Source organism: Kribbella antiqua (assembly GCF_004345665.1).
Classification (GTDB): domain Bacteria; phylum Actinomycetota; class Actinomycetes; order Propionibacteriales; family Kribbellaceae; genus Kribbella; species Kribbella antiqua.
Genome location: NZ_SLWR01000013.1, coordinates 94,330 through 116,309, shown reverse-complemented (window position 1 = coordinate 116,309; position 21,980 = coordinate 94,330). Strand labels below are relative to the sequence as shown.

Annotated in this window: 22 protein-coding genes; 15 read left to right on the top strand and 7 right to left on the bottom strand. The window is 68.2% G+C overall.

The annotated features are described in order from the left end of the window. Positions 1–23: 23 nt before the first annotated feature. Entirely contained in the window at positions 24–914 is an 891-nt protein-coding gene (locus EV646_RS32305; RefSeq protein ID WP_132155392.1) for an alpha/beta fold hydrolase, read from the top strand. Here EV646_RS32305 and EV646_RS32300 read toward each other — a convergent pair. Continuing rightward, positions 895–1,914, bottom strand: coding sequence for an AraC family transcriptional regulator (locus EV646_RS32300; protein ID WP_132155391.1), 1,020 nt, complete (start codon positions 1,912–1,914; stop codon positions 895–897). The genes EV646_RS32305 and EV646_RS32300 overlap by 20 nt on opposite strands. A 65-nt stretch (positions 1,915–1,979) precedes the next feature. Here EV646_RS32300 and EV646_RS32295 point away from each other — a divergent pair, with 65 nt between their 5' ends. Then, the gene (locus EV646_RS32295; protein WP_132155390.1) at positions 1,980–2,234 is read left to right on the top strand and encodes a DUF4242 domain-containing protein; all 255 of its coding nucleotides are present in this window, start codon (positions 1,980–1,982) and stop codon (positions 2,232–2,234) included. 86 nt (positions 2,235–2,320) lie between these two features. Here the strand turns inward: EV646_RS32295 and EV646_RS32290 are convergent, their stop codons facing one another. Continuing rightward, a complete protein-coding gene (locus EV646_RS32290) occupies positions 2,321–4,051 on the bottom strand; it encodes a hypothetical protein (protein ID WP_132155388.1) in 1,731 nt (576 codons plus the stop codon). A 338-nt stretch (positions 4,052–4,389) separates the two neighbouring features. Here EV646_RS32290 and EV646_RS32285 point away from each other — a divergent pair, with 338 nt between their 5' ends. Continuing rightward, entirely contained in the window at positions 4,390–4,995 is a 606-nt protein-coding gene (locus tag EV646_RS32285; RefSeq protein ID WP_132155387.1) for a lamin tail domain-containing protein, read from the top strand. 22 nt (positions 4,996–5,017) lie between these two features. Then, on the top strand, positions 5,018–7,666 hold the full coding sequence (locus tag EV646_RS32280) for a sialidase family protein (protein WP_132155385.1): 2,649 nt from the start codon (positions 5,018–5,020) through the stop codon (positions 7,664–7,666). A 69-nt stretch (positions 7,667–7,735) separates the two neighbouring features. Here EV646_RS32280 and EV646_RS32275 read toward each other — a convergent pair whose 3' ends face one another. From EV646_RS32275 to EV646_RS32260, 4 genes are read right to left on the bottom strand one after another with little or no spacing between them, the layout of a single operon-like run. After that, positions 7,736–8,935: a cation:proton antiporter gene (locus EV646_RS32275; protein WP_132155383.1), complete on the bottom strand. Its 1,200-nt coding sequence runs from the start codon at positions 8,933–8,935 to the stop codon at positions 7,736–7,738. A 43-nt stretch (positions 8,936–8,978) separates the two neighbouring features. Further along, positions 8,979–9,206 carry an anti-sigma factor family protein gene (locus EV646_RS32270; protein WP_132155381.1) on the bottom strand — a complete coding sequence of 76 codons (228 nt, stop codon included), beginning with the start codon at positions 9,204–9,206 and terminating at the stop codon, positions 8,979–8,981. Further along, entirely contained in the window at positions 9,203–9,844 is a 642-nt protein-coding gene (locus EV646_RS32265) for an RNA polymerase sigma factor (protein WP_132155379.1), read from the bottom strand. The genes EV646_RS32270 and EV646_RS32265 overlap by 4 nt, the downstream gene beginning before the upstream one ends. 24 nt (positions 9,845–9,868) lie before the next feature. Next, positions 9,869–10,573, bottom strand: coding sequence for a flavodoxin family protein (locus EV646_RS32260; RefSeq protein ID WP_132155377.1), 705 nt, complete (start codon positions 10,571–10,573; stop codon positions 9,869–9,871). A gap of 253 nt (positions 10,574–10,826) precedes the next feature. Here EV646_RS32260 and EV646_RS32255 point away from each other — a divergent pair, with 253 nt between their 5' ends. From EV646_RS32255 to EV646_RS39075, 7 genes are all read left to right on the top strand, one after another. Then, on the top strand, positions 10,827–11,909 hold the full coding sequence (locus EV646_RS32255) for a molybdopterin-dependent oxidoreductase (RefSeq protein WP_241996465.1): 1,083 nt from the start codon (positions 10,827–10,829) through the stop codon (positions 11,907–11,909). Then, positions 11,906–12,322: a hypothetical protein gene (locus tag EV646_RS32250; protein WP_132155373.1), complete on the top strand. Its 417-nt coding sequence runs from the start codon at positions 11,906–11,908 to the stop codon at positions 12,320–12,322. The genes EV646_RS32255 and EV646_RS32250 overlap by 4 nt, the downstream gene beginning before the upstream one ends. Positions 12,323–12,332: 10 nt before the next feature. Continuing rightward, positions 12,333–13,124, top strand: coding sequence for an S-methyl-5'-thioadenosine phosphorylase (locus EV646_RS32245; RefSeq protein ID WP_132155371.1), 792 nt, complete (start codon positions 12,333–12,335; stop codon positions 13,122–13,124). Further along, positions 13,121–14,146, top strand: a complete 1,026-nt coding sequence (locus EV646_RS32240; protein ID WP_132155369.1) for an NAD-dependent epimerase/dehydratase family protein — start codon at positions 13,121–13,123, stop codon at positions 14,144–14,146. The genes EV646_RS32245 and EV646_RS32240 overlap by 4 nt, the downstream gene beginning before the upstream one ends. Continuing rightward, a complete protein-coding gene (locus EV646_RS32235; RefSeq protein ID WP_199237323.1) occupies positions 14,143–14,790 on the top strand; it encodes a glycosyltransferase family 2 protein in 648 nt (215 codons plus the stop codon). The genes EV646_RS32240 and EV646_RS32235 overlap by 4 nt, the downstream gene beginning before the upstream one ends. After that, entirely contained in the window at positions 14,787–16,091 is a 1,305-nt protein-coding gene (locus EV646_RS32230; RefSeq protein ID WP_132155368.1) for a DUF2064 domain-containing protein, read from the top strand. Before EV646_RS32235 ends, EV646_RS32230 begins: the two co-directional genes overlap by 4 nt. A 491-nt stretch (positions 16,092–16,582) precedes the next feature. Then, positions 16,583–17,488, top strand: a complete 906-nt coding sequence (locus tag EV646_RS39075; RefSeq protein WP_158291077.1) for a glycosyltransferase 87 family protein — start codon at positions 16,583–16,585, stop codon at positions 17,486–17,488. 18 nt (positions 17,489–17,506) lie between these two features. On the opposite strand, the gene EV646_RS32220 is transcribed toward EV646_RS39075, so the two are convergent. After that, positions 17,507–18,103, bottom strand: coding sequence for a TetR/AcrR family transcriptional regulator (locus EV646_RS32220; RefSeq protein ID WP_132155364.1), 597 nt, complete (start codon positions 18,101–18,103; stop codon positions 17,507–17,509). Between the two features lie 51 nt (positions 18,104–18,154). Here EV646_RS32220 and EV646_RS32215 point away from each other — a divergent pair, with 51 nt between their 5' ends. The 4 genes from EV646_RS32215 to EV646_RS32200 all read left to right on the top strand — a co-directional run bounded on the left by EV646_RS32215 (position 18,155) and on the right by EV646_RS32200 (position 21,945). Further along, a complete protein-coding gene (locus EV646_RS32215) occupies positions 18,155–18,835 on the top strand; it encodes a haloacid dehalogenase type II (protein ID WP_132155362.1) in 681 nt (226 codons plus the stop codon). Between the two features lie 279 nt (positions 18,836–19,114). Then, the gene (locus tag EV646_RS32210) at positions 19,115–19,561 is read left to right on the top strand and encodes a CBS domain-containing protein (RefSeq protein ID WP_132155361.1); all 447 of its coding nucleotides are present in this window, start codon (positions 19,115–19,117) and stop codon (positions 19,559–19,561) included. Between the two features lie 19 nt (positions 19,562–19,580). Continuing rightward, a complete protein-coding gene (locus EV646_RS32205; protein WP_132155359.1) occupies positions 19,581–20,870 on the top strand; it encodes an ArsB/NhaD family transporter in 1,290 nt (429 codons plus the stop codon). Between the two features lie 166 nt (positions 20,871–21,036). Next, entirely contained in the window at positions 21,037–21,945 is a 909-nt protein-coding gene (locus tag EV646_RS32200) for an NADP-dependent oxidoreductase (protein ID WP_132155357.1), read from the top strand. Positions 21,946–21,980: the final 35 nt, after the last annotated feature.

The window sequence follows — 21,980 nt, the reverse complement described above, 5'->3', positions numbered from 1 at the left end:
TACGCACTGGGTACAGCGGGAAGATGTTCGAAGGGTTCCTGCTGGAAGAGGTCGACGTCGCGGGCATGCGCGTGCGCGTGCGGCACGGTGGTTCGGGTCCGCCGGTTGTGTTGCTGCACGGTCATCCACGCACGCACACCACCTGGTACGACGTCGCCCCGCGGTTGGTGGACGCGGGGTTCACCGTCGTGTGCCCGGATCTGCGCGGGTACGGCGGGTCAGCGAAGCCGCTCACGGATCCGGACCATACGCCGTACTCGAAACGTGCGCTGGCCGGCGACATCGTCGGCCTGATGGACCTCTTAGGGCATCGGCGGTTCGCCGTCGCCGGGCACGATCGCGGATCCCACGTCGCCTATCGGACTGCTCTGGATCATCCGGAGAATGTGTCCGCGCTGGTGGTGATGGACGGCGTACCGGTGATCGAGGCGTTGGAGCGATGCGGAGCCGAGTTCGCCGCCGCGTGGTGGCATTGGTGGTTCTTCGCACAAGCGGAAAAGCCGGCCGAGCGGGTGATCTGCGCCGATCCGGAGACCTGGTACGGCGCCTGGACCACGAACGCGCCGCAGGTCCTCGGCCCGGAGAACCACGCCGACTTCCTGGCGGCGATCCGCGATCCTGCCACGGTGCACGGGATGCTCGAGGACTATCGGGCCGGCCTCGGGATCGATCGTGGCAACGACGCCGCAGACCGCGCAGCCGGCCGCCGGATCGAGTGCCCGACCCTGGTCCTGTGGTCGACCGACGACGATCTGGAACAGATCTACGGAGATCCGGTGGAAGTCTGGCGCCCCTGGTGCCGCAAGGTCGAAGGGCACGGCATCAAGTCCACCCACCACATCGCCGAGCAGGCCCCCGCAAACCTGGCCCGAGCCCTCACCGACTTCCTTGCGATCAACTGGGGGCGCGGCTGAAGCGCGCGGTGCGCCAGATGCTCGGCGCCTCGCCTGTCTCGCGCTTGAACGCGCGGCTGAACGCCTCCTCGGACTCGTAGCCGACCCGCCGTGCCACTGCCGCGACGCCAAGATCGCTCGACCGCAGCAGATCGGTCGCGAGGTGCATGCGCCAGCCGGTGAGGTAGCGGATGGGCGCCAGGCCCAGGACCGAGCGGAACCGCTCGTCGAGGAGCGAGATGGAGACACCCGCGGCCCGGGCGAGGTCCAGGAGGGTCCACTTCCGTTCTGGTGAGGCGTGCATGGCGGCGAGCGCCGGCGACAGCACCGGGTCGCGCAACGCCCGCAGCCAGCCGGTTTCCCCGGCCGGCGAGTCCGCGAGGTGGAGTCGCAGTACCTCTGCCAGCAGCAGTTCCGGGATGCGCGTCGGAGCCTCGAAGTGATCCGGGCGAGTCAGCGCGGTCTGCTGCACCGCGTAGTCGATGCTCGCGCGCACCCAGAGCCGCGCCGCACCATCCGGGCGGACTACGAACACGCTTGGCAGTGCACGCATCCGTGGGTCGAACAGCGGATCGTCGCAGGCGAGGTAACCGCAGACCAGGTGCGTTTCCGCACCGCCCGCGCCGTGATGGATGACCGGCATCCGCTCCCACGGTGGCGGGTCGATCAGGGCGGACACGGCGACGCATACGGCCGGCTCGGTGCCGCCCATGCGGTGGCTGTCGCCGTACGGCAGGACGATGACATCGCCCGCCGAGGCCCAGTGCCGTTCGCCCTCGACAGTCTCGATCCACGCCCGGCCCGTCGCCACGACATGGAACAGGATCACCCGGCGGGCATCCGGGGCCAGCACCGCCACCGCATCCTGGGGCGGAAGCGACTCGTAGGCCCAGGGCTCGGTGTACTCGCCGCGAAGAAAGACCGCGCCCTCGAGGTGAAGCCTCGACAGAGCGTGCGAGAGCGTGGCTTCTCGGTCAGCGAGAGCGGCGGAACGGTCATGGTACGGACCCTGGTCGGCCATGACACTGATCATGACACAGCGTGAGCTGGACCAGTCCGGCTCAGAGATTGGGGAGGAGAAGTGCCATGGCACTGTTCATGGACGTGCACCGGAGTCTGCCCGAGGGCGCGACGGTCAAGGACGTCGCCGACGCCCACCTTGCCGACCTGAAGACGCAGGACGAGTACGGCGTAAAGTACCTGCGCTACTGGGCGGACGAGAAGGACGGCAAGGTGTTCTGCCTCGTTGAGGCACCCGACGCCGAGTCGGCGATCACAGTTCACCGGGAGGCGCACGGTCTCGTCGCGGACGAGATCTATCCAGTGGTCGAAGGAAGCTGACGGATCACGCTGCGTAATTCCGCCGGAATCACTGCGCGACGCGGTCTCCGGAACGCCCGTGCGGGCGTTCCGGAGACGAGTGCTGGTCAGTCAGCCGTTGGGTCGGCTGCTGCGATTCCCCAGATGTCGGTGTTGCCGAAGGTTGGCGGACAGGCCGTGCCCGGCGCGGGTGCGGCGATCGGCGTACCGTCGACGAGCGACTGCCGGTAGGCGTTGATCGCCGGGCAGACCGCGGCGTCCCGGGTGTCGTTCCAGACGGCCACACCGGCGGCATCGGTCGCCACCGCGTAGTTGTAGTCGCCCAGGAACTCACTGGTCAGGCCGTTCGCACTGGACGCGCGGGCGTCGCCGATGGCTCCGCGGTGCAGCGTCGTGAAGGGGCCGGTCGAGGAGTTCGCGTGCCGGACCACGCCGAGCATCCGCCGCGGATCCGCGGTCGTCGTCCGCCAGAGATCCAGGAACGCGTTGTAGGTCAGGTACACGTCGGCTCCATCGGGCGAGATCGCGATCGCGGGCTGGTTCGCCCGGTCCCCACCCTCACTCGCCACCGTCCGGCCGGTGTAGCTGTCGCCCCCGTTCGTCGAGTGGATGACGTACGCGCGTTCGTCGTTCGTGCCGGCCGAGTCGTCGGACCAGGTGACCACGATCTCGTCGGTCGCGTCGGTTCCGGTCGGCGCGCCGTTGGCGATGTCCATGCTCGGGAACGTGCTCGTCCGCGCTCCTGCCACGCCGTCGATGGTGAACCGGCCCTGTACCGGGTCGAGCTGCCCGATGTTCGTCACGATCGCGATCGCGCGCGGCCGCTCGAAGTTCGCGCCACCGTTGAAGGAACGGGCCTGGAAGAACACGCCCTGCCGGGTCCTGATGTCGGTGCCGACCCAGACGACATACACGGTCCCGGTGCTGTCGGTCCGGATCGTACAGCCTTGCCGGCCACCCGTCTGGGCGTTGTTCGTTGCCGGCGACAACTGCTTGGTCCGCCACGTCAGTCCGCCGTCACTGGACGCCGCGAATAGGACCGGCTCGGGTGCTCCCGAACCCACACCGCGGAAGCCGACGTTGCAGGCGTACACGTTGCCGAAGAAGTCGCTGGACTCCGCGTTGTCCGCCCACAGCTGTTCCTTGTCGGAGAACAGCGCCGAGTTCTGCTTCGACACGATCACCGGTGCCGACCAGGCACTGTTGTCACCGGCAAGCGCTCCGGCGAGCCGGTTGCCCGGTCCAGTGGCGTCCAGATGGGAGACTGCGATGGCACCTGCACCCGGGAAGCCCGGGTTACCGGGGAACGGCGTCGCGATGTTGCCGTAGTACAACCGGGATCCGTTCGCCCAAGAGAAGACACCGTTCGCACCACGCCGTGGACCGAACGCGAGCTCCGGGTCACCGTTCGACACCATGCCGTTCTCGAAGTAGTTCGGCAACGTCCCGATCGGCCCGACCCTCGGCACACACGCCGCCGGGCCAAGACAATGACGCGCACTCCAGCCCGTGTACGTCGGTTGGACCCAGCTCTGGCCACCGTTCGTCGAGAACGTGATACCCGAAACGCCTACGCCCGGGGTGAACGGGCAGGTCGCCGGGTCACCGGCAGCACAGGCCTCCAGGTCGATGTTGTCGTTGGCGCCGGAGGCAAGCAGCGACGGCTGGTGGGCGTCGACCGCGAGACCAGGCTCGTTCTGCTTGTTCTGCGAGAAGGGCGTCGACGGACTGCCGACGGTGACCTCCGTGTCTGCACCCGGCTGTGCCGCGGCGAGCCCGGTCCCGGTCAGGGCCAGGCACGCGACCGCAGCCAGGACCATGCCGCGAGTACGGCGCATGGACCCTCCTGAGATCAATGCCCCCGAGCAATGAGATCAGCTCCGACACAACGCCCGCACAGCACCAATGACAAGACCTCAGAGACCAATCTCTCCCGGCAATCGATTTCTCGTCTAGCACTCCGAGTGCGCGCCGCCATCCGTACACATCCGCGATCGTTTCATCTTTAATTGCCCGAAGCACCAAAGTCCTGCCCGCGCGTTGGGCGGGACGAATGTGCCCAGAAGGGCAGCCGTTCGCTCTTGCTGTGTTCCCGCGCCCGGGCTTACCTTCGGTTTCATGCCCGTGGTGCGGGGGCCGCGCGAACCGTGCGACAGCACCCGGGCGGGGGACGGCTATGACTGCACGGGGACGTACGGCTGCATGCCTGCTCGCCGCGAGCGCGTTGCTCGCGGTGCCGGCGTGCAGCGACGACGGTGCCGACCGAGGCGGCCCGACGCCGACGCCTGCCACGTCAGCACCAAGTTTGCCGACGGCAAGCACCTCGACGACAACGCCGCAGCCCTCGGCCAGTCAGGCCACACCTCGCCCCGACGGTCTGGTCCGGATCATCGCGGTCGAGGTCGCTTCTGAGGACCGGTCCCCCGGCGGCCAGTACGTGATGCTCTTCAACGGCACCAGCGAAGCGGTGGACCTCGCCTGCTGGACCGTTCGATCGGCATCGACCGGTATCTCCGCACGCATCTCGACCGATGGCGCAATCCCGCCGGGAGCCGCGGCTCGACTGTTCCCGGATGGCCGGCTGTTCGGCTCAACAGACACCGTCAAGCTGAGCGACCGGGACGCGCGCGAGGTCGATCACACGCCACGCATCACTGACCGCACTGGCGACGACCAAGTGTGGTTCCGCGACCAGACCGGGGGCTGGAGATTCGGGCGCGGGCTGGCGATTCCATCGCAAGTAGCCGACGGCCGCTTGGCCTTGCGATCAACCAGTTGTTGACACAACCAACGTGGGGGGAACTGTGACACACCGACTATTGCGGGCGGCAGTCGCCTGCAGCCTGATACCGCTGACCTGGCTGGGTGTGAGCGCCGGGCCGGCGGCTGCCAACCATGTGACCACGCCGGTCATCCGAGACGTGTCGATGGCCAATCTCGCCGCGAACGAGCGCGAGCTGCACATCGTCGTCGACCCGAACAACGCCAACCATCTGGTTGCCGGTGCGAACGAGCGCGGGGGCGGCAACAGCCAGGAGTGGTACACCTCCACCGACGGAGGACGCAACTGGACCAACGGCAACCTGCCCTTCGGCACCCTGACTGTGACCGACGTCGGTGGCGACGGTGACACCCTGCTGATGAGCGACCCGGCGGTCGATTTCGGCGCCGGGGGAAGGATCTACTACTCGGCGCTGGCCCACCGCGACAGCGAAGATCCGTGCACCCTGTTCGTCACCTCGTCCACCGACGACGGCACCAACTGGACCGATCCCGCCAACGGTGTGGTCGCGGCCGGCGGCACCACCATCTGCAATGACAAGGAGTTCATCCTCGTCGACCGGGCGAACAACGACAACGTCTACGTGGCCTGGACGCCGTTCGGCGGCACGAACAACAACGAGGTCGTGTTCTCCCGCGATCTCAACGGGGCGGGCGACGGCTTCGCCTTCTCGGCACCGCTGGTGCTGTCGACCGATGCGGCGCAGAACGGCTGCCTCAACCATGGCGCGGAACTAGCCCAGGAGGCCAACAGTGGCGACCTGTACGTCGCCTGGACGACCTTCTGCAACGGTATCGGCGACGGCGCCGACTCGTCGGTCTGGGTCGCGCGCTCGACGGACGACGGGCAGAACTTCGGTGCGCCGGTCCAGGTCGCGACCCTGGACAACGTCAACCCCGCGCTCGCGACCGGCTTCCGGACCCGGTCCTTCCCGAGCATCGACGTCGACGCCGCGACCGGCCGCGCCTTCGTCGTCTGGGCGGACTACACCGACGCCGACGGCGGCGACGCCGACATCCTGATCTCGTCCGCGATCGACAACGCGGGCTGGACGGCACCCTCGGACGTCGACGTGGAGGCGGATCCGGACGGCCAGTTCATGCCCTGGGTCGACGTGGCGCAGGGCCGGGTCCATGTCGCGTACTACAGCAACGACGACGAGACGAACAACCACAACGTCTTCCTGTCGTACGGCGCAGTGGCCGCGACGCCGACGTTCACCGCCGTACAGGTGAATTCACAGCCGACACCGGAGGCAACCGGCTTCCTCGGCGACTACCTGGCGGTCGACGTCGGCCCGGACAACGTCGTACACCCCTCGTGGGGTGACGGCCGAGCCGGAGTCGGCGGGGCCACCGACGGCTGGAGCGCTCGGGTCGACTTCTCGCCACCCACAACGGTCGCGGGCACGGCAAGCCCCAATCCGCTGGCCTGGGGACAGACCACCACCGTGACCGCGAAGGTCACCGGTGCGCATGGAGAGAACGAACAGTTCATCCCGGTTCGCTTCACGGTAGCCAGCAGTGGTACGCCGTCGGACACGACCGGAACCGGTACGACGAACGCGGCCGGCCAGGCGACGTTCTCGTACTCCAACGGCTCCGCCGGGACTGACACCGTGACCATCTGGGCAGACCTCGACGAGGACACTGTCCAAGACGCCGGCGAGACCACGCCGGTGACAGTGACCTGGCAGAAGCACGCGACAGTGGCGGCGTACACCGGACCGACCAGGGGCGAATACCACGATCCGCTGACGGTCAGCGGCACGCTGCGGGATGCGCTGACATCCGCACCCGTGCCGGGTCAAACCCTCACCATCGGGTTCGGCACCGACACCTGCACTGGCGTGACCAACGCAAGCGGCGTGGCAACCTGTGGCTTCACCCCGCAGCAGGTGCCCGGACCGTATACCGCGACAGCGAGCTTCGCAGGCTCGGCACAGTACGAGGCGACCACCTCGCCAGGCGTCGCGTTCACCCTCAACAAGGAGCAGACCACGCTGGCCTACACAGGTCCCGCGTTCGTCGGCAACGGTGATCCGGCGACTCTGTCGGCTCGCCTCACCGAGGACGACCCGACGCCGGTGGCCGGCCGGACCGTCCAACTCACCTTGGGCACCGGACCGGGAGCACAGTCCTGCTCCGGAGTGACCACCGCCGCTGGTACAGCCAGCTGCACGATCGCATCAGTGAACCAGCCCGGTGGACCGGCAACGGTGTCGGCCGCATTCGCCGGCGACGCATATTACTTGCCATCAGCAACGAGCGCGTCAGTGGTGGTGTTCACCTGGACACCGGGCGGCAACTTCGTCATCGGTGACGGCAACGCCACCGTCGGAGCAACGGCGACCTTCTGGAGCGACACGTGGTACCTCGCCAACTCGGTCAGTGGCGGGACCGCCCCCAACAGCTTCAAAGGCTTCTCCAACGATCCGGCCGGGCGAACCACCTGTGGCGGCAACTGGCGCACCCTGCCGGGCAACAGCCCGCCACCATCGAACGCCCTCCCGCAGTACACCGCCGTACTGGTCACGTCCAAGGTGGTCAAGAGCGGGAACATCATCGGCGGTACCAAGCCCGCAATCGCCATCGTCCGAGTCAACCCCGGCTACTCACCCAGCCCGGGACACCCAGGCACGGCGCAGGTCCTGGGACTACTGTGCTCGTGACCCAACAACAGGTCGGGTACCGCGTGGCTACACGCCACGCGGTACCAGCGCGATGAATGAGAAAGCCTGTCATCGGGGAGGGATGCTCGCCGCGGAGACCGGTTGCTTGAGCAGCAGCAGGGCGATTGACGGGAACATCAGGACCGACAGCAAACCGGCGCAAACCAGAGCGGCGCCGGTGACAGGAGCCATCAACCCGGTCAGTACGCCGATCTGCGTCGCGGTGACGATGAACGGCAACGACGTCGCCTGCAGTAGTCCTACGGCTGCCGTCGATCGGCCGCCGAGGGAGCGGATCGACAGCAGGGCAGGGGCACCGCGTACGACGAGCAGCGCAAGCAGGAACAGCGGAACCCGGGCGAGGGCGGCCGGGTCGTCGACCAACCCGCCGAGGTCGAGTCGCAGACCGCTGGTGACGAAGAAGACCGGGATGAGGAAGCCGTACCCGAGCGCTTCGAGCTTGATCCGGAAGCGAGGGTGCGAGCTCGCGTCGCGGTCGACCAGTCCGACGACGGCGCCGGCCAGGAACGCGCCGAGGATCGTCTCCAACCCGAACTGCTCGGCCAGTGCGACGAAGGCGACCAGCAGCACGACCGCGGCGCGAACACGGATCTCGGCCGTTGTGTCCTGCAACCGCACCAACACACCCCCGATCCGCTGAGACCGCCCGGCCGTCGCCACCACGATCCCGGCGACCACCACGAGCAGCGCGAACAGCCCGACCATGACCAACCGCTCGCCGGCGCTGCCACCCTCGGTCGAGAACACCAGCGACAGCACCAGTACGGCGGCGAAGTCGGCGACCGAGGCAGCGGCGATCGTGAACTGCCCGACCGTGCTGTCAACCTTCCCGGCGTCCTTGAGCACCGGAACCACCAAACCGAGCGAGGTCGCGGACAGCGCCACAGCCAACAGCAGCGGGCTCCGGACCCATCCAGCTGCTGAGAATCCCAACCCAGCAACGGTTCCCAGCGCCAGCGTCACCAGATACCCGAGCGCCGCCAATCGCAGCACACGACCACGAAGCCGGTGTACGTCGATCTCCAGCCCGGCCAGGAACAGCAGGAACCCGAGCCCCAGCAGCGACACGATCTGCACCGGCTCGTCCACGTCGACCAGCCCGAGCCCGTGCGGACCGACCACGATCCCGGCCACGATCTCCAGTACGACGGCCGGCACCCGCAGGCGCGGCGCCAGCCCGAGCAGCAGCGGCGCGAGCAGTGCGATCAACGCGACCGCGAACAGGTTGGTGAATTCGACGTCCGGCATGATCCCTCCCTGCAGAGATCAGTGCCGCCGGACGACCCTTCTGTTACACGTGGAAGTTGCGGAACGCGGTCAGCAACCGGTCGCGGGTCTCGTCGGACAGGCTCTCCGGTTGCACTTTGCCGACCTCGGCGATGGTCTGCCGCAGCTGCTCCACGTAGGTCTCGCAGCCGTCGCAGATCGCGAGGTGTTCGACGAACCGCTGCTCTGTCTCAGGGTCCAGCGCACCGTCGAGGAAGGCGGTGACGAGCTCTACCAGCTCGGCGCACGTCATCGCTCAACTCCAGCCGTCGAGGCGAAGTACTGCTCGAGCCGGCCGCGGACCGCCGCGCGGGCCCGGTGCAGCAGGACCCGCTGATTGGCCATCGAGATGTCCAGCAAGGCGCACACGTCCTCCGCGCTCTGTCCGTCGATGTCGCGCAAGGTCAGCACCACCTGCTGCCGGACCGGCAGGCTCTCGATCGCCGCGGCCACAGTCGCTCTCACCTCGTGCGCGAGTACCTCGTTCTCCGTGTTCGGCCAATGCTCCGGAAAGACTCGCCAGCCGCCCGGGTACCGGTCGTCCCCGTCGCGGAACCGGCTCGGGTCGACCGTCGGGCCGTCGTACGGTGCCAGGCTGGTCCAGGGGACGGTCCGGTGCTCCCGCGAGCCGCGCTTGCGGGCGATGTTGACCAGGATCCGGTAGACCCAGGTCTGCAGCGAGGACCGGCCCTCGAACCTCCCGATGCCCTCGAGGACGGCGAGCCAGGTGTCCTGGACGACCTCCTCCGCACTCGCCGCAGTCGACACGAAGGACCGCGCCAGCCGCAGCATCGAGCCGGACCAGCCGTTCAGCACGCACGCGAACATCTCCTCGTCCCCGGCCCGCAGACCGGCCACGAGTACGTCGTCCGCCGGCAACACCACCCCCATCCAGCCGACGGTACAGGAGAACGGTCAGCGGTACTCCGGGTTCTCGAAGTCGAACCGGCAGCCGGCGTCCCACTCCGACCGCTGGTTCCCGTGCACCGGGATCCCGCCGGCGTCCTTCAGCATCCGGGCCAGATGCAGCAGGTTCCACGTCATGAAGGTGGTGTTGCGGTTGGTGAAATCGTTCTCCGGACCGCCCGAGCCGTCGTCCAGGTACGACGGACCCGGCCCGGCCGCCCCGATCCAGCCGGCGTCCGCCTGCGGCGGGACCGTGTACCCGAGGTGCTGCAGTGAGTACAGAATGTTCATCGCGCAGTGCTTCACGCCGTCCTCGTTGCCGGTGATCAGGCAGCCGGCGACGCGGCCGTAGTACGCATACTGACCGGCCTCGTTGAGGATCGAGGAGTTGCCGTAGAGCCGCTCGATCACCCGCTTGGTCACCGAACTGTTGTCGCCCAGCCAGATCGGCCCGGCGATCACCAGGATGTCGGCCGCCATCACCTTCTCCTGGATGGCCGGCCAGGCGTCGGTTGCCCAGCCGTGCTCGGTCATGTCGGGCCAGACGCCGGTGGCGATGTCGTGGTCGACGGCCCGGATCACCTCGGTCTCGACGCCTTGTTTCTCCATGATCCGCCGGCTGAGTTCGAGCAGGCCCTCGGTGTGGCTGACCGCCGGTGAGCGCTTCAGGGTGCAGTTGATGAACAGTGCGCGCAGGTCGTCGTACTCGGGCATCGTGACGTCTCCTTCAGAGCAGTTCCGCGACACGGACACATCTGTTGGATCAGTGCCGGCCACGAGCCAGGCGTTACACGAGGAGCCGCTGAGTTCTTCACCATCGGCCGGATGGCTGCGACGGATTCCCGCCCGTAAGGGAACCGTCAGCGCTCGGACGATCCACCAGAGCGCGCACCCGGGTTGTGATGGATGCATGAGCTTGCGCGTTCCGACGGAGCAGTCCTTCTCATCTCCGCTGCATCATCCGCGGGTGGCGACCGTAATCGGGCGGTGGCTCGGGGTCGCAGTGGCGGTCTGCTTCCTGACCGGGCTGTTCAGCCATCTGCAACAGTCCGGACCCGGCTGGCTGTTCATCCCCACCCGGCCGGCGTCGCTCTATCGGGTGACACAGGGTTTGCATGTGCTGAGCGGAACCATGGCTGTTCCGTTGTTGCTGGCGAAGTTGTGGACGGTCTATCCGAAGTTGTTCGCCAGACCACCGTGGCCACCGAGCCGGAAAGCCGCGGGCATGATCGTCGAGCGGCTGTCCATCCTGGTCTTGGTGTCGGCGCTGGCACTAGAACTGTTCACCGGGTTCCTGAACACCCTGCAGTGGTATCCGTGGCCGTTCCCGTTCCGGCAGACCCATTACGCCCTCGCCTGGATCATCGTCGGCGCCCTGCTCGTCCACCTGGCCATCAAGTTCCCCTTGATCACGAGCCACTGGCGCGGGACCGCGGCCGACCGCGAAGCAAGCCAGGGAACCGGCCTGAGCCGGCGCAGTATGTTCAGAGCCGTCGCCGGCGCCGGGGCACTGGTCGGGATCGCCTCGGTCGGCCAATCGGCGCCGGTTCTCGGGTCGATCGCCGTACTGGCACCACGCAAGCCGGGGATCGGCCCGCAAGGTCTGCCGGTGAACCGAACGGCCCGGGACGCCGGAGTGACCGCCGTCGATGCCGACTGGCGACTCACCGTCAGGGGGCCAAAGCAGCTCGAGTACTCGCTTGACGAGTTGCGCGCTCTGCCGCAGAACCGATCCGCGTTGCCGATCGCCTGTGTGGAAGGCTGGAGTCAGGGAGCTCGGTGGGAAGGTGTCCGCATCCGCGACCTGCTGGCGCTGTGCGGTGCGCCGATGTCCTCCCGTGTGCGCGTCATCTCGATGGAGCAGGACGGCTTCTACACGACCAGCGAACTTCCGCCGCAGTTCGCCGCCGATCCGCTGACCCTGCTCGCCCTCCGGCTGAACGGCAGCGATCTGGACCTCGACCACGGCTTCCCCGCCCGGATCATCGCGCCCAACCGGCCCGGAGTCCTGCAGACGAAGTGGGTCCACCGTTTGGAGGTGCTGCCGTGAGGAAGGTCATGGCCGTCTGCGGTGTCGCCTGCGGATTGTGGGGCCTGTGGTTGTTGCTGCATAGCTTGAGCACCGACGCCCTGATCCGGCTGCCGCTCTGGCTGGGCGGCGCCGTACTGGTGGACGACTTCCTTCTGATCCCGCTGGCCATCGGCGCCGGATGGCTACTGACCCGCTGGACGACTGTCCGCGCGACGCTCCTGTACGTCGGAGTCACCACGCTCATCGCGATTCCGTTGCTGCTCCGCCAAGGCAAGGGCGTGAATCCGACCGTGTTGTCGCGCAACTACCTCCGTGACTGGCTGGTGCTGGAGGCGACGATCGTTCTGGTCGGCGTGCTGGCACTGGTCATCCGGTTACGGCGCGCTGACGGATCGGCCGGATCGAGTCACCGGCGGGATGAGCAGCCCTAGGGTCGGGGCCATGGCAGAGATCGGTGTGATCGGTGGATCCGGCTTCTATTCGTTTCTGCAGGACGCACGTCCGGTGCCGGTCGAGACGCCGTACGGCCTGCCCAGTGAGGCTCCCGTCGTCGGCGACGTGAACGGCCGCCAGGTGGCCTTCATCCCTCGGCATGGCGCCGACCACCGCTTCCCGCCGCACCGGGTGAACTACCGCGCGAACCTCTGGGCCCTGCACGCGCTCGGCGTCCGGCAGGTCCTCGGTCCCTGCGCGGTCGGGTCGTTGCGTCCCGAGCTCACCCCCGGCACCTTCGTCGTACCCGATCAGTTCGTCGACCGCACCTGGGGCCGCGAACACACCCTGTACGACGGTCCGCCGCATCCGGTGGTCCATACCTCGCCGGCCGACCCGTACTGCCCGGCCGGCCGAGCCACGGTGATTGCTCTGGGCAACGTGGTTCCGGACGGCACGATGGTGGTGATCAACGGTCCGCGGTTCTCCACCCGCGCGGAGTCGCAGTGGCACGCCGCGCAGGGCTGGTCCGTGGTCGGCATGACCGGTGCACCCGAGGCGTCGATCGCCCGCGAGCTCGGGCTCTGCTACACCTCGCTCGCGGTGGTCACCGACCACGACGCCGGCGTGGCGGCCGGGGAGGGCGTCACCCAGGCTGAAGTCTTCGAAGTGTTCGGCCGGAGCATCGAGCGACTCAAGGTTCTCCTCGCCGACGTGATCGCCCAGCTGCCCAAACCGGATGTCGACTGTACGTGCCGTCATGCACTCGACGGAACCGCGGCCGATCGGCGGTCCGCGTGAAGGTCCTGCTCACCGGAGGTGCCGGCTTCATCGGCCGGCCCGTGCTGGCCCAACTCGTTGCTGGCGGCCACGATGTCACCGTGTTCGACTCCCTCCGCGCCGACGTTCACGATCAGCCGCCGGCGGTGCAGAACCTCGTCGTGGCCGACGTACGGGACGCCGATGCGGTCACCGCCGCGCTGGCGGGCGTGGACGTCGTCGTGCATCTGGCAGCGAAGGTGGGGCTCGGCGTCGACCTGAACGACATCGACGACTACGTCAGCAGCAACAGCCTCGGCACCGCGGTATTGCTCCGGCAGATGGGCCGCCTCAGGATCGAGCACCTCGTCTATGCGAGCTCGATGGTCGTGTACGGCGAAGGTCGCTACGAATGCGCCCGTCACGGCCGCGTCGCTCCCGGGCCCCGGCGAATCGAGGATCTGGCGCAAGGAGACTTCGAACCGCCCTGTCCGTACTGCGGGGAGTTCCTCCAGCCGGGGCTGGTCGACGAGGACGCCTGTCCCGATCCACGCAACGCGTATGCGGCATCCAAGCTGACCGGTGAACACCTCGCCTCGGCCTGGGCCCGAGAGACCGGCGGCCGGGTCGCGGCGCTGCGATTCCACAACGTCTACGGCCCGGGGATGCCGCGCAATACGCCGTACGCCGGAGTCGCGGCGTTGTTCCGCTCGAGCCTCGAGCGGGGCGAACCGCCGCAGGTCTTCGAAGACGGCCGGCAGCGCCGCGACTTCGTCCACGTCCGCGACGTCGCCTCGGCCGTGGCAGCGGCCGCCGTGGCCGACCATCCACAGGTCGCGGCGTACAACGTCGGGAGCGGGACCGTCCACACCATCGGGGAGCTGGCGGCTGAGCTCTCCCGCGCGTACGGCGGACCGGCGCCGGTGATCACCGGGCGGTTCCGCCTGGGTGACGTCCGGCACATCACCGCCAGCTCCGACCGGATCAAGGCCGAGCTGGGCTGGAAGCCGTCGTACGACCTTGCCGCCGGCATCGCCTCCACCGTAAGCGAGCCGCAGTCGTGATCGACCTGGTCCTTCCGTGTCTGAACGAAGCCGCTGCTCTGCCGTGGGTGCTCGACCGATTGCCGGAGGGCGTCCGGGCCGTTGTCGTTGACAACGGTTCGACCGACGGCTCGGCTGGGATCGCCGCCGGGCTGGGCGCGACCGTGATTTCGTGTGAGCTTCGTGGGTACGGCGCTGCGTGTCACGCGGGTCTGGAAGCCGCGACCGCCCCGGTGGTGGCGTTCCTCGACGCGGACGCCTCACTGGACGCGCGTCAGCTTGTCCGGGTGACCGCTCCGGTGATCGCCGGCCGGGCCGATCTCGTGCTGGGACGCCGCCGCCCGGTCACGCGCGATGCGTGGCCCTGGCACCTCCGTCTCGCCAACGCCGAACTCGCCCGCCGCATCCGTCGCCGTACCGGGGTCCGCCTGCACGACCTCGGCCCGATGCGCGCCGCCCGCCGCGAGGCGTTGCTGGAGCTCGCGTTGACCGACAGGCGATCCGGATATCCGCTGGAAACGGTGGTGAAGGCAGCCGATGCCGGTTGGCGGATCGACGAGGTCGAGGTGGACTACCTGCCACGGTCAGGTCGTTCGAAGGTCACCGGTACGCCGCTTGGCGCCGTACGGGCGGTCAAGGACATGACCAAGGTGCTGTCCGCATGAACGCAGGCACGGTGATCGTGATCGCGAAGGAACCTCTGCCTGGCAAGGTGAAGACCCGTCTGCAGACAGAGTTCACCCCGGACGAAGCAGCCGCCCTAGCCCGGGCCTCGCTCGCCGACACCTTGGCCGCCGTACGGAAGACGCCAGTGCCGCGCCACGTACTCGCGCTGGACGGGATGGCCGGGCCATGGCTGCCGGACGGGTTCTGCGTGATCGCCCAGCACGGCAACGGACTCGACGAGCGCCTGGCCGCGGCTTTCGAGGACGCGTACGACGGATCGCCGATGCTCCTGATCGGCATGGACACCCCGCAGGTGACTCCCGCGCTCCTCGGAGCCGACTGGTCGGGGCACGATGCCGTACTGGGGCTGACCGAGGACGGCGGCTATTGGTGTCTTGGCCTTCGCGAGCCCGATCGGCGCGCACTCGTCGGCGTACCGATGTCGACCGAGTACACCGGCGCCGCCCAGTTGGCCAGGCTCGAGCTCCTCGGGTACCGGGTCAAGTTGCTGCCGACGCTTCGCGACATGGACACCCCGGAGGACGCGGCCGCGATCGCCGCCGGCTTTCCCCACCTGCGAATGTCGCGGCTGCACCGCCGGCTACAGCACGCGGCCCATCCCGTCCTGCTCTTCGAGCGGGCGCTCGAAGGCGGGCGAGTGGTTGTCACCGGCTCCGACGGGCGCACTGTTCCGGGGCTGTCCGACCTGGATCGCTGGCGGGCGCCCGCTGACGCGGTGGATCGCATCGCCTTGAGCCGCTGCGAGGGACCAGTGCTGGACATCGGATGTGGTCCCGGGCGGATCGTCCTCGCGCTCACCGAGCAGGGGATCCCGGCGCTGGGCGTCGACATCTCGGCGCACGCCGTCCGGCTTACCACCAGTCGAGGGGCCGCGGCTCTGCGCCGGGCGGTGAACGAGCCACTTCCTGGGGAAGGTCGCTGGGGAAGCGCCCTGCTGATGGACGGCAACATCGGGATCGGAGGCGCCCCGGACGTCTTGTTGCGGCGATGCGCTGAGCTTGTCCGGCCGAACGGGTTGGTGCTGGTCGAAGTCGATCCGGACGACACTCTCGACGACACCAGTGCGATCGTGCTGCGCGGCGTGTCCGGGCGCCGGTCGAATCCCTTGCCCTGGGCAAGGGTTGGCAGTCGCGCGGTGGTCCGGTACGCGCGCACCGCCGGGCTCATCGCGGCGGAGGAATGGCGTGCGGGCGGCCGAGTGTTCCTCACCTTCCGCCGTGGGGCAGAAGTCTCCCGCCGGAGTCGAGCCCCGGTGGCCGAGCTTCACCGGACTCAGTGATGTCCGTGGCGTCCCGCGGGCAAGGCCTGCCGCTTGCGGTCGGTGGACTGATCGCCTTGATGGGTAGCACGGCTGTGATAACCACCGCCGCTGCGAGTTGGTGGCCGAACCTCACTCTGCTCGCGGCGACGCTCCTACTAGGTGGGATCACCTGGCTGATCACCCGTCATCGACCGGGTCCCCGGGTGCTGCTCGGCGTCCTTCTCTTCGCTGGGGCCTGCCAGCTCCCCGGTCTGACCCTAGCGCCGATCACCAGTACAGACGCCTACCGCTACGTCTGGGACGGACGTGTCCAGCTCTCCGGTAGTTCGCCGTACTCTCATGTACCGCTGGACGACTCACTGGCGCGGCTTCGTGACCCGATACTCTTCCCCGGCCTTTCGCCCGAGGATCGAACTGGCGTCACCGGTCCACCGCGCGTCCCGCATGATGCGGCCGCGCTTGCCGCAGTGTCGGCCGATGATCCCCGAACACGTATCAATCGTCCTCGGGTGCCGACGATCTACCCGCCGGTCGCCCAGGCCTACTTCACCGTCGTGGCCTTCCTCACCCCGTGGTCGGCGGGGACTTTCGGACTCCAACTGGCTGCCGCGGCGCTCGCGGTCGGTGTGACAGCACTCCTGGCCACCGAGCTACGGCGTCGCGACCGGGACCCTCGCTGGGCGGTGCTGTGGGGGTGGTCCCCGATGGTCGCTCTCGAAGCCGGCAGCGCTGCCCACGTCGACGTTCTTGCGGCCGGCCTCATCGTTGCGGCACTCGTCACCGCCGTTCGCCGAAGACCGGTTGTCACCGGTCTCCTGCTCGGCGCGGCCGCGGGCGTGAAACTCCTGCCACTGCTCCTCCTGCCGGCCTTTACAGCGCTCCGGCGGCAGAGCCTCACCACCCCGATCGTTGCCGTGGGCGCCTTCGTTGCGAGCTACCTTCCACAGGTGCTTGCCGTGGGCACCTTGGTGCTCGGATTCCTGCCCGGCTATCTCGGCCAGGAAGGATTCTCCGACGGCAGCTCCCGCTCGGCGATCCTCGCGCTGGTGTTGCCTCCCGCGGCCCGGCAGATCGTGACAGGAGTCCTCGCGATCGCCCTCGCGGTGCTGGCGATCCGCCTGCACGGCCGGCAACCGATCGCCGTCACCTGCTGCTGGTTGTACGGCGCCGCACTCCTGCTGACCACGCCGACCTATCCCTGGTACGGCCTTCCGCTGATCGCACTCGCCGTACTGGCCGGCCGGGCCGAGTGGCTCGCCGTACCTGTGGCGTCGTACCTGGCGTACGCAAGTTTCGGCCACGAGCTCCGGCAAGGACTACTCCACCTCACCGCAGCCCTCATCGTCCTCACCACAACCCACGCCCGCTCCATGGCGGCGGCGGTCACCTCGGCCGGAGAGGCGGCCCCCGTCTGACAGTCTGTCGAGTTTCGCTCAGAACCCGAGCGGGTGCTTTGCGAGTGTGTGGAGGCAGGTTTCGACGCCCGCCTTCAGGTCCTTGGGTGCGGCGCCGGACCGGGAGCGGAGGTTGACGCCGTACGCGAGGAGGGTGAGCATCTCGGCGGCCCCGGCCTGATCGAGGCCCGGGCGGAGGTCGCCCTTGCCTCGGGCAACTTCCAGGGCCGCCTCGAATGCAGCGCGGAGGCCTCCGTGGTGCTGGTCGAGCAGCAACCGAGCGGGTTCGCTGGAGTGCTCGGTGTGGGCATTCGAGATCAGGCAACCCCAGCGAGCATGACGACCTGTGCAGCGGAGGCGGATCAGGCGGTCGAAGAAGTCGGCGATTGCCGGCAGGCCGCGATCGTCGGAGGCGAGTCGGTCGAACATCGGCCGGGAGCGCTCGTCGAGATACCTCTGAAGCGCTGCGGCGTAGAGCTCTTCCTTGCTGCCGAAGGCGTTGTAGAGACTCGACCGGCTCAGCCCGGTCGCGGACACGATGTCCTGGATCCCGGTCGCGGTCACCCCCTGACGCCAGAAGAGCAGCTCGACCGCTGCCAGCGCTTCATCCGCGTCGAAGTGTTTGACATCCGGCACGCCACACCCCTTATCTTGGAACGACCAATCCAAGATAAGGGGTATGCCGCGATGGTGACAAACCAACGGCCCGAAGTACTGGTACTGGACGTCAACGAGACCCTGTCCGATCTGGAACCCTTGCGCGCCCGTTTCGAGGCCGTGGGGATGCCCGGGCATGCTCTGGACGCCTGGTTCGCAGCCACGCTCCGGGACGGATTCGCACTCACAGCCGCCGGCTCGTACGCCGCCTTCCGCACAATCGGCAGCGACCTGCTCCACTCGATGCTGGTCGGCGCCGGGCTCGACGCGACCGACGAGGTGATCAGCAGTGTGTTGTCCGGATTCACCCAACTGCATGCACATCCGGACGTTGCTCCCGGGCTCACGCGGCTACGCGAACTCGGGTTCCGCCTGATCACCTTGACCAACGGCGCGGCGGCGATGTCGGAACAGATGTTCGCCGAGGCCGGAGTTCTCCAACTGCTCGAGCATCGCCTGGACGTCGAGAAGCCCGGCCGCTGGAAGCCGGACGCCGCGGCCTACCGGTACGCCGCCGAGGTCTGCAAGACAGAGGTGGATCGGATGGCGCTGGTCGCCGTACACCCGTGGGACATCGACGGAGCTCGGCGGGCCGGGCTGCTGGGCTACTACCTGGATCGCAGGCGGACGCCGTATCCGCAGGCGTTCCTGCCGGCCGACCTGACCGCTCCCGACCTCGAATCCCTGGCCGACAGGCTCGCCATGGCGTAATGCACCGGCCGGAGTCGCGAGCACGCCGGACTGTTGCTGACGGCAATGGCTTCGGCGCCCGGCAGACTCGCCGTTCCTGATCGTTTGCGCCGGCACCGCCGGATAGGAGAGGCTTGGGGCCGGTGTGCCGGGAAGCCTGGTCGGCAGTGCCCGCCTCCAGCCGGGGTGCGGGCTGGTCGACGATCCTCGGAGGCGGCATGACGCTGGCGGCAGCACACGGCCACGGTAATGGCCCTGCGACATTGCCCAAGCCTCGTTTGACCGGCGTATCGTGCAGGTGTGCACGGACAGCAGATGGCCGAGGACTACCCGGTGGTCAACCTGGACACGGATGCACGCGAGGCGGTCGAGTTGCTGGCTTCGCGGCGACTGCCGGGGCTGATTGTGGTCGACGAGAAGGGGAAACCTCACTCGGTGCTGCCGGCGTCGCAGGTGGTCCGGTTCCTGGTACCGAGCTACGTGCAGGACGATCCGTCGCTGGCCCGGGTGATCGACGAGTCGCTGGCCGACCAGGTGGCAGACAAGCTCTCCGGCGTGACCGTCCGCAAACTGCTGCCGTCGGAGCCGCTCGAGCTCCCGGTGGTGAATCACGACGACACAGTCCTCGAGGTGGCCGCGATCATGGCCCGGTTGCGATGCCCCCTCGTTGCTGTCGTGAAGGACAAGGAGATCGTGGGCGCGATCACCGCGTCCCGGCTCCTGGAGCTGGTGGTCGCACCGCACTGAGTGACGGCCGGGTGATGACGTGACCGTCGTCGCCGTCGTGGTCTTTGTCGTTGCGTATGTCCTGATCGCGACCGAGTGGACCCACAAGCTGCTGGCAGCCCTGGGTGGTGCAGCCGTCCTTCTCGCCCTCGGCGTCACCGACTCCGAGCACGCGTTCTACTCCCCGGATACCGGCATCGACTGGAACGTCGTCTTCCTGCTGCTCGGGATGATGATCATCGTCGGCGTGCTCCGCCGTACCGGCGTCTTCGAGTACGTCGCGATCTGGGCGGCCAAGCGAGCCAAGGGGTCGCCGTTGCGGGTGATGATCCTGCTCACGCTGATCACCGCGACCGCGTCGGCCTTCCTCGACAACGTCACCACCGTGCTGCTGATCGCACCGGTCACGCTGCTGGTCTGCGACCGGCTCGGGATCGACCCGGTGCCGTTCCTGATCGCCGAGGTGATGGCCTCGAACATCGGCGGCGCCGCCACCCTGATCGGTGATCCGCCGAACATCATCATCGCCAGCCGGTCCGGCCTCACCTTCAACGACTTCCTGGCGCACATGACACCGCTGGTCGTGATCGAGCTGATCGTGTTCACGCTCGTACTGCCCTGGCTGTTCAAGGGCTCGTTCACCGCCGACCCGGACCGGGTGGACAACGTGCTGCGGCTGAACGAGCGCGAGGCGATCCAGGACACTCGGCTGCTGCTCAAGTCCGGCGCCGTACTGCTCCTCGTTTTCACCGGGTTCGTCGGCCACGCGGTGTTCCACGTCGAGCCGTCGGTGGTGGCGCTGCTCGGGGCCGGCCTGCTGGTGCTGACCTCCGGCGTACCGACCAAGGACTACATGGGCAGCGTCGAGTGGCAGACCCTGCTGTTCTTCGCCGGCTTGTTCATCATGGTCGGTGCGCTGGTGAAGACCGGGGTGATCAGTGACCTCGCCGACCAGGTCGGCAAGGCGACGGAGGGCAAGCCGCTGCTCGCGGTGATGCTCATCCTGACCGTGTCGGCGGTCCTGTCCGGCATCGTCGACAACATCCCGTACGTCGCCACGATGAGCCCGGTCGTCCTCGAACTCGCCAAGAACGTCTCCGACCCCAGCCACGCGCAGGCCTTGTGGTGGGCACTCGCCGCGGGCGCGGACTTCGGCGGCAACGCCACCGCGATCGGCGCCAGCGCCAACGTCGTCGTCATCGGCATCGCCCTCCGCGCCGGCAACCCGATCAGCTTCTGGGACTTCACCCGCAAGGGCGTCGTGATCACCGCGATCACGATCCTCGTCGCAGCCCCATACCTCTGGCTCCGCTACTTCATCCTGTCCTGACCGCGAGGTCGCGCAAGCCGCTGAGTACGGCCGGGCTGGCCTACGATCATGGGCCCACTCCCGCCTAGGTGGCCCATCGAAACCGCCTCCGAATGGCCCTCCGATCGCGGGCGGCGGCTGCGTAGGGTCGAGTGGAGCCAGCACAACGACCACTGCAAGGACCTTCATGCGTGCCATCACTGTCCGGGACCGCGAAGTCGAGGGCTACGGGCTGTCCCTGACCGAGCTGCCCTACCCCGACGCCGCCGAGAACGACGTCATCGTGCAGGTCCACGCCGCCGGCTTTCTCCGCGGCGAGCCCGAGTGGCCCGGGACCTGGACCGACCGCGCCGGCCGCGACCGCACCCCGAGCGTCCTCGGCCACGAGCTGTCCGGTGTGGTCGTCGAGCTCGGCTATGGCACCACCGGTGTGACCGTCGGTCAGCGAGTCTTCGGGCTGACCGACTGGCGCCGCAACGGTTCGCTCGCCGAGTATGCCGCCGTGGAGGCCCGCAACCTGGCTCCGCTCCCCGCTGACGTTGACCACACCGCCGGGGCCGCACTGGTGATGCCCGGCCTGACCGCCTGGCAAGCGCTGTACGACCACGCCCACCTGCACACAGGCCAAACCGTCCTCATCCACGGCGCCGGCGGCTCCGTCGGCTCGGTCGCCGTACAACTGGCCCGCGAGACCGGAGCCCGCATCATCGGCACCGGCCGAGCCTCCGACCGGGACCTGGCCGGCACCCTGGGCGTCCACGAGTTCCTCGATCTGGACAGCGACCGCCTGGAGGACGCCGGCGAGGTCGACGTGGTGCTCGACGTCATCGGCGGCGAGGTCCGCGACCGCTCCACCACCCTTTTACGGCCCGGCGGCACCCTCGTCACCGTCGCCGATCCCCCGACAATCCATCCCCGCGACGGCCGGGCATTCTTCTTCGTCGTCGAGCCCAACCGCGAACAGTTAGCACAGTTGGCCGCTCGCCTCCGCGATGGGCGGCTCACACCGCTTGTCACGGCCGTCCGCGACCTGGCCGCCGCCCCCGCCGCCTTCGCAGAGCGCACGCGCGGCAGGCTCATCATCACGGTGAAATGACACGGTTCCGTGCCAGGTTCGAGTCCCACCGGGCC

What these genes read in the sequence shown, in the direction of transcription:
- EV646_RS32265 (WP_132155379.1), bottom strand. Translation starts at nt 9,844, where the DNA reads ATGGGGGTGGTGTTGCCGGCGGACGACGTACTCGTGGCCGGTCTGCGG.
- EV646_RS32270 (WP_132155381.1), bottom strand. Translation starts at nt 9,206, where the DNA reads ATGACGTGCGCCGAGCTGGTAGAGCTCGTCACCGCCTTCCTCGACGGT.
- EV646_RS32200 (WP_132155357.1), top strand. Translation starts at nt 21,037, where the DNA reads ATGCGTGCCATCACTGTCCGGGACCGCGAAGTCGAGGGCTACGGGCTG.
- EV646_RS32245 (WP_132155371.1), top strand. Translation starts at nt 12,333, where the DNA reads ATGGCAGAGATCGGTGTGATCGGTGGATCCGGCTTCTATTCGTTTCTG.
- EV646_RS32275 (WP_132155383.1), bottom strand. Translation starts at nt 8,935, where the DNA reads ATGCCGGACGTCGAATTCACCAACCTGTTCGCGGTCGCGTTGATCGCA.
- EV646_RS32290 (WP_132155388.1), bottom strand. Translation starts at nt 4,051, where the DNA reads ATGCGCCGTACTCGCGGCATGGTCCTGGCTGCGGTCGCGTGCCTGGCC.
- EV646_RS32305 (WP_132155392.1), top strand. Translation starts at nt 24, where the DNA reads ATGTTCGAAGGGTTCCTGCTGGAAGAGGTCGACGTCGCGGGCATGCGC.
- EV646_RS32230 (WP_132155368.1), top strand. Translation starts at nt 14,787, where the DNA reads ATGAACGCAGGCACGGTGATCGTGATCGCGAAGGAACCTCTGCCTGGC.
- EV646_RS32215 (WP_132155362.1), top strand. Translation starts at nt 18,155, where the DNA reads ATGGTGACAAACCAACGGCCCGAAGTACTGGTACTGGACGTCAACGAG.
- EV646_RS32295 (WP_132155390.1), top strand. Translation starts at nt 1,980, where the DNA reads ATGGCACTGTTCATGGACGTGCACCGGAGTCTGCCCGAGGGCGCGACG.
- EV646_RS32285 (WP_132155387.1), top strand. Translation starts at nt 4,390, where the DNA reads ATGACTGCACGGGGACGTACGGCTGCATGCCTGCTCGCCGCGAGCGCG.
- EV646_RS32300 (WP_132155391.1), bottom strand. Translation starts at nt 1,914, where the DNA reads ATGGCCGACCAGGGTCCGTACCATGACCGTTCCGCCGCTCTCGCTGAC.
- EV646_RS32260 (WP_132155377.1), bottom strand. Translation starts at nt 10,573, where the DNA reads ATGCCCGAGTACGACGACCTGCGCGCACTGTTCATCAACTGCACCCTG.